Here is a 6,085-nt window from a genome sequence, read left to right on the forward strand (position 1 = left end):
TGTTCTAGGTCTTCAAGTTTGCCGAATTGTCTACGAGAGGCCAGCCCCTTTCGCGCCGGCGCGGGCGCCGGGCTCACGAGCGGGCGACGCGGACCGGGCGGTCGCGCACGAGGCTCGCCAGCCGCAGGCGGAGGATCATCGCCACGAAGACCACGATGTCGACGGTGTAGCGGCGCCCGAGGCGGCGCGGCTCGCGCAGGAGGCGGAACAGCCATTCGAGCCGGACGAGGCGGAACGCCGCAGGGGCCCGGACCGACGCGCCGGCCGTGTAGTCGAGCAGTGCCCCGACCCCCATCAGCAGCCGCGCGTCGATCCGGTGCGCGTGCTCGGCGATGAAGATCTCCTGGCCCGGATTGCCGAGGGCGACGAGTAGGATGTCGGGCGAGGCGGCGTTGATCCCGGCGATCACCGCCCCCAGCTCCTCGGCCGCGAAGTAGCCGTCCTGCACGCCGACGACCCGGTGCTGGGGGTAGAGGAGCGCCAGGTTGCGCGCCGCCGCCTCGGCGATGCCGGGCTTGGCCCCGAGCAGGAACAGCGTGCGTGGCGCCGTCTCGGCGGCCAGGAAGGCCGGGACCAGGTCGGTGCCGTTGAGGTTCTGGCGGAAGAAGCGGCCGCGGAACAGGGCCGAGCACAGGTCGATGCCGAGCCCGTCGCTGACGAGCAGGAAGCTGCGCAGGGACGCCGCGTAGGCCGGATTGCACAAGGCCTTGAGCAGCATGTTGGCGTTGCAGAAGCCGAGGCACAGCTGGGCGCGCCGGTCGAGGACGTCGCGCAGGCGGGCGAGCAGCTCGTCGCGGGTGAGGTCGCTGACGGTGACGCCCTCGAGATCGAGACGGTCGACGCTCGCGGCTCCGGGCGTCATGTCGAGGACGCGGTCAGGCATGGGACGCTTCCGATCGGGGTTGAGGCGATTCATGTCGAGGCAAGACCATCGCCAGGATCGGTGAAGAATTACCGGCCGGCTGCACCCCGCGCAAAGTGAATGCACCCTCCCCCATCCGAGATGCAGTCTTAATTCAGTGCAGGGTTAACGACAGATTGGACGAATGCCGACAACCACGTGTCGGAGTCGTTGCGAATGGCTAAGCTTTTCCTCCCGGGCCGGCGCGGCATTGTTTTCTCGGCATTCGGCACGGGTGCGAGTGATCGCGTTAAAGTCCCGATAGGGGATGGCTGCTACCCCGAGGGTCGGAGCGGCGGGCGCGAAAAACGCCCCGCGCCCAGCGAGAGGCCACGGACACGATGCTGACACTCGTCGCGCGGCTGCGCCGGTCGGGCCGCACGCAGCAATTCGCCTCGGCCTTCGTCGCCCGCATCGCGAGCGCCGTTCTCGGCTTCGTGATGCTGCTCGTCGCGAGCCGCCTGCTCAGCACCTACGAGTACGGCGTCTACGTGTTCCTGTTCACCTTCGGCAGCGGTCTCGGGCTGATCGCGGCCCTCGGCCAGCAGAACCTGGTGCTGAAGCATTACCGGGCGCGCGACGGGGTGGTGCCGCACAACGACGCGCTGGTGCGCTACAACCTCGGCTGGGTTACGGCCGCGATTCTGCTGATGCTGGCCTCGAGCGCGGTGGTCTTCGTCGCCGAGGAGGCCCTGCTCGACCCCTATCACCGGCTCCACCTCGCCTGTGCCTTCGCGGGCGTGTTCGCCCTGTCCGAGTACCTGCAGAACTACTTTCGCGTGCACGGCCGGATCTGGCTCGCGCTCCTGCCCCGCGAGGTGGTGTGGCGCGGCGCCTGCTCGGTGCTGCTCTGGGGCGCGGCGTCGGCGGGCCTCCTCACCGGCGCGACGGTCGCGATGGAGATCGTGCTCGGGCTGCTCCTCGCGATGACGCTCTACCAGATCCGCCACCTCGCGGGGCTGCACGGCTGGGATTCCTGGCGCGGGGGCTTCCGCCACCCGCAGAAGGGGCCGGCCTGGCGCGGCGAGAGCCTGCTGTTCACCGCCAACAACGTGATCGTGGCCGCGGCCGCCTTCCTCGAGACCGTGATCGTCGGCGCCGCCCTCGGCATGGAGCAGGCGGCGTTCTACTTCGTCGCCCTGCGCTACGCGACGCTGATCAACCTGCCGAGCGCGGCGATCGACACGGTCAGCATGCCGATGATCGCGAGCCACTTCCAGGCCCGCGACCGGGAGGGGGCGCAGCGCCTGATCGGCCGGCTGTCGCTGGCGAGCTTCGCGATCTCGTCGGCGGGCGCCGTGGTGATGGCGGTCGGCGCGCCCTTCGCCCTCGGCCTGTTCAAGCCGGATTTCGCCGCGCATACCGACGTGCTGATGGTGCTCAGCCTGTCGGCGGTGGTGGGCGCCTTCTTCGGCCCCGGCCCGACGCTGCTGACGATCGGCGGCGGCGAGCGCTACATCCTGATCAGCAACGCGGTCCTGTACTCCGTCTACGCGGTCCTGCTCTGCCTCGTCGCGGTGCCGTTCGGCATCATGGGCGTCGCGGTAGCGAATGTCGGCTGGACGATCGTCATCAACCTGGTGCTCGCCCGCTGGGTGCGGGCGAACTGGGACATCGACAGCCGCGCGACCGCCTTCTTCACCCGCCGGGCCTGGGCCCCGGCGCAACCCTTCTCCCCGGCCCCCGCGCACGTGGCGGCCGCTCCCGCGCACGCGGCGGAATGAGATGCGCCGCCTCCTCGCCCTCGCCTGCCTGATCCTGGCGCTCCCGCCCTCCCCTGCCGCGGCCGCACCCGCCTGCCTGCGCGGCGTCAACATCAGCGGGGCCGAGTTCGGCACCGTGCCGGGCCGCTACGGCTTCGACTACCTCTACCCCTCGGCGCCGACGATCGGCCGCTTCGCGGGTCTGGGGATGACGACGATGCGGCTGCCGATCCGCTGGGAGCGGCTGCAGCCGGCCCTGCGCCAGCCCCTCGATCCGGAGGAGCTCGCCCGCCTCGAAGCCGCGGTCTCGGCCGCGACGCAAGCCGGGATGCGCACGGTGATCGACCTGCACAACTACGCCTATTACGGCAAGGCGCGGATCGGCACCGAGATGGTGACGGCGGAGGCCTTCGCCGACGTCTGGCGGCGGCTGGCGCGGCACTTCCGGGGCGACGCCTCGGTGGTGTTCGGGCTGATGAACGAGCCGCATGACATCCCGGCCGAGCGCTGGCTCACCGCCGCCAACGCCGCCATCGCAGCGATCCGGGAGACAGGCGCGAAACAGCTGGTGCTGGTGCCGGGCTCAGGCTGGACCGGGGCGCATAGCTGGACCGCCGACCTGCCGACCGGCAACAACGCCGCGATCATGCTCGGCACGGTCGATCCGGGCAACAACGTCGCCTACGAGGTGCACCAGTACCTCGACGCCGACTACTCCGGCACCCATGCCGAGTGCAGCCGCGGCGCCGACGCCCTGCAGGCGGTGGAGCGGCTGACCGGCTGGCTCGCCCAGAACGGGCGCCGCGCCTTCCTCGGCGAGATCGGCGCCTCCGGCAACCGCGGCTGCGCGGAGGGCCTGGGGGCGATCCTGCGCCACCTCAACGCGAACCCGCAACAATGGGTCGGCTGGACCGTGTGGGCCGCCGGCGACCTGTGGGCGCCGGACTATCCGCTGCGGCTCGACCCCGCCGGCGCCACCGCCCCCGTCGTGGCCGCGATCCAGGCCGCCGCCCGGACCAAGCCCTCCTGCGAGCCGTGAGCGACATCGTGAGCACCCCGACGCGTTCCTCCCTCTCGATCCTGCACGTGGTCCGCCAGTTCCTGCCCAACCGCGGCGGGCTCGAGGATTTCGTCGCCAACCTCGCCCGCGAGCAGGCCCGCCTCGGCCACCGCGTCCGGGTGCTGACCCTCGACCGGCTGTTCTCGGCGCCCGAGGCGCGGCTGCCGGCGCGGGAGCGGCTGGAGGGGATCGACATCGAGCGGATCCCGTTCTTCGGCTCGCACCGCTACCCCGTCGCGCCCTCGGTCTTCCGGCACCTCGGCGACGCCGACCTCGTCCACGTCCACGCCATCGACTTCTTCTTCGACGCCTTCGCGCTCGCGAAGCCCCTGCACCGCCGCCCGATGGTGGCGACGACCCATGGCGGCTTCTTCCACACCAGCGCGCATTCGCGGCTGAAGAAGCTGTGGTTCGACGGCCCGACCCGGATGAGCGTGCGCGGCTACGACGCGATCGTGGCGTGCAGCGACAGCGACGCCCGGCTGTTCCAGGGCATCACGCCCGGCGGCGTCCCGGTGATTCAGAACGGCGTCGACCTCGAGAAATTCGCCGGCGCGGCCTCCCCCGAGCCCCGCCGCGCGCTCCTGACGATCGGGCGCTTCGCCCACAACAAGCGCCTCGACCGGCTGCTCGCGACCATGCAGGCGCTGAACGCCGACGGGGCCGGCTGGCGCCTGCGGATCGTCGGCGTGCCGTCCGACGTGACGGCCGAGGACCTCACCGCCGAGATCGACCGCCTGGGTCTCGCCGGGTCAGTGACGCTGCATACCGGTCTCGACGCCCCGGCGGTCCGCGACCTGATCGGGCAGTCGAGCCTGTTCGTCTCGGCCTCGGAGTACGAGGGATTCGGGATCGCGCTGATCGAGGCCCTGAGCGCCGGCCTCGTCCCGGTGGCCCACCCCAACGACGCCTTCGCCTGGCTGAAACAGCGCCACCCCTCGATCATGCTCACGGATTTCGCCGATGCGTCCGGCGCGGCCGCGGCGATCCGCGGCGCCTACGACCGGCTGGAGCACGGCGCGATCCTAAGCGGCGCGGAAGACCTGTCGGATTACCGCTGGTCGAGCGTCGCGGCGCGCTACGTGGAGGTCTACGAGGCGGCGCTCGCGGGAGCCGGGCCGGTGGTGGAGGCCAAGGCGGCGTAAGTGCCCCGGGCGAGGGGAGGTACGCGCCCGCTGAACCCTCCCCCCTCTGCGGGGGAGGGTGCCCCGCGGATGCGGGGCGGGAGAGGGGACGCCGCTTCCGGATATGACTGAACCGGTGTGAAGGACGCCATCTGAACCAGCGTCGCGCTCCCCTCTCCCGGCCTGCTTCGCAGGCCACCCTCCCCCGCAGAGCTACGGCCTTGACGGAAATGCTTTGGCTTGGGCGAGTTGGATGTCTTTGCGGACGAGCGGAGACGGCCGATGCGCGGACTGGGATCGGGCGACGTGCGCACCGAGGCGCGTGGGGCGTGGCTGTTTGAGCGGATCGTCACCACCGGCAGTGTGGTGCTGAGCACGGTGGGCGGCAGCGAAGCCGGCACGGCCGCCGCTCACCGCTACCTGTCCTCCCCCTGCAGCGACTGGTCGGGCATCCTGCAGGCGTTCGCGGCCCGCACCGTCCAGGCCTGCGCCGGACGGCCGATCGTGGCCGTCCAGGACACCAGCGAGATCAACTTCACTCCCCCCGCCGCCGGACGCCACGGCCTGGGACCCGCCGGCAACGGCTGCAATCCCGGCTTCTTCCTGCATCCCGTCATCGCCGTGGATGCCGAGGACGAAGCGGTGCTGGGCCTGGTCGATGCCCAGATCTGGACCCGCTCCCCCCGTCCGACGCCGCCGCGCCACCGGCGGGCCGTCGAGGACAAGGAGAGCTTGCGCTGGATCACCGGATCCACGGCCGCTGCGGCGGCTCTGGCCGGCACGGCCCAGAGCCTGATCGTGGTCGCCGACCAGGAGGGCGACATCTATAGCCACTTCGCGCGCCAGCCCGCGGGCAGCGATCTTCTGGTGCGGGCCCGTCACGACCGACCGCTGGTGGAGGGGGGTAGCCTGCAGGCCAAGACGTCGTGGCCGGTGAAGGCGACCGGGACGGTGGAGATACCCGCTCGCCCCGGGCAGCCGGCTCGGACTGCTTCGGTGACGCTGCAGGCTGGGCCGGTCGAGGTGGTGCGGCCCTCCGGCCTGGGTGCCTGCGCGCCGGCCAGCCTGAGCCTGCACTGCGTCTGGGTGGAGGAGCCTGATCCGCCTGCCGGGGTGACGCCGTTGTGCTGGCGGCTTCTGACGACGCGGGCGGTGCTGGATGCGGCGGCCGCGCAGGAGATGGTGCGGCTGTATCGGCTGCGCTGGCGGATCGAAATAGTCCTTCCGCAACTGACAAAAGCGTCCGCGCTCGCCATCCGGGCCGACGGGAACCACGTAGCGGATCTCGACCTCGGCC

General features: G+C 71.3%; 5 protein-coding genes. 4 read left to right on the forward strand and 1 reads right to left on the reverse strand.

Annotation, left to right across the window (positions count from 1 at the left end; translation table 11 throughout):
* Positions 1-73: 73 nt before the first annotated feature.
* Positions 74-883 (reverse strand): WecB/TagA/CpsF family glycosyltransferase, encoded by an 810-nt coding sequence (locus ABZT49_RS02460; protein ID WP_355282571.1) that lies wholly within the window; start codon positions 881-883, stop codon positions 74-76.
* 359 nt (positions 884-1,242) lie between these two features.
* On the opposite strand from ABZT49_RS02460, the gene ABZT49_RS02465 reads away from it, so the two are divergent.
* The 4 genes from ABZT49_RS02465 to ABZT49_RS02480 form a co-directional block, all read left to right on the forward strand.
* Positions 1,243-2,625 (forward strand): lipopolysaccharide biosynthesis protein, encoded by a 1,383-nt coding sequence (locus ABZT49_RS02465; RefSeq protein WP_355282574.1) that lies wholly within the window; start codon positions 1,243-1,245, stop codon positions 2,623-2,625.
* 1 nt (position 2,626) lies between these two features.
* Positions 2,627-3,643, forward strand: coding sequence for a glycoside hydrolase family 5 protein (locus tag ABZT49_RS02470; RefSeq protein ID WP_355282577.1), 1,017 nt, complete (start codon positions 2,627-2,629; stop codon positions 3,641-3,643).
* Between the two features lie 8 nt (positions 3,644-3,651).
* Positions 3,652-4,809, forward strand: a complete 1,158-nt coding sequence (locus tag ABZT49_RS02475) for a glycosyltransferase family 4 protein (RefSeq protein ID WP_355282580.1) — start codon at positions 3,652-3,654, stop codon at positions 4,807-4,809.
* 261 nt (positions 4,810-5,070) lie between these two features.
* Positions 5,071-6,085: IS4 family transposase (locus ABZT49_RS02480; protein WP_355282583.1), on the forward strand; the 1,015-nt coding region annotated here is incomplete at its 3' end.

This window comes from Methylobacterium sp. EM32, assembly GCF_040593685.1.
Taxonomy (GTDB): Bacteria; Pseudomonadota; Alphaproteobacteria; order Rhizobiales; family Beijerinckiaceae; genus Methylobacterium.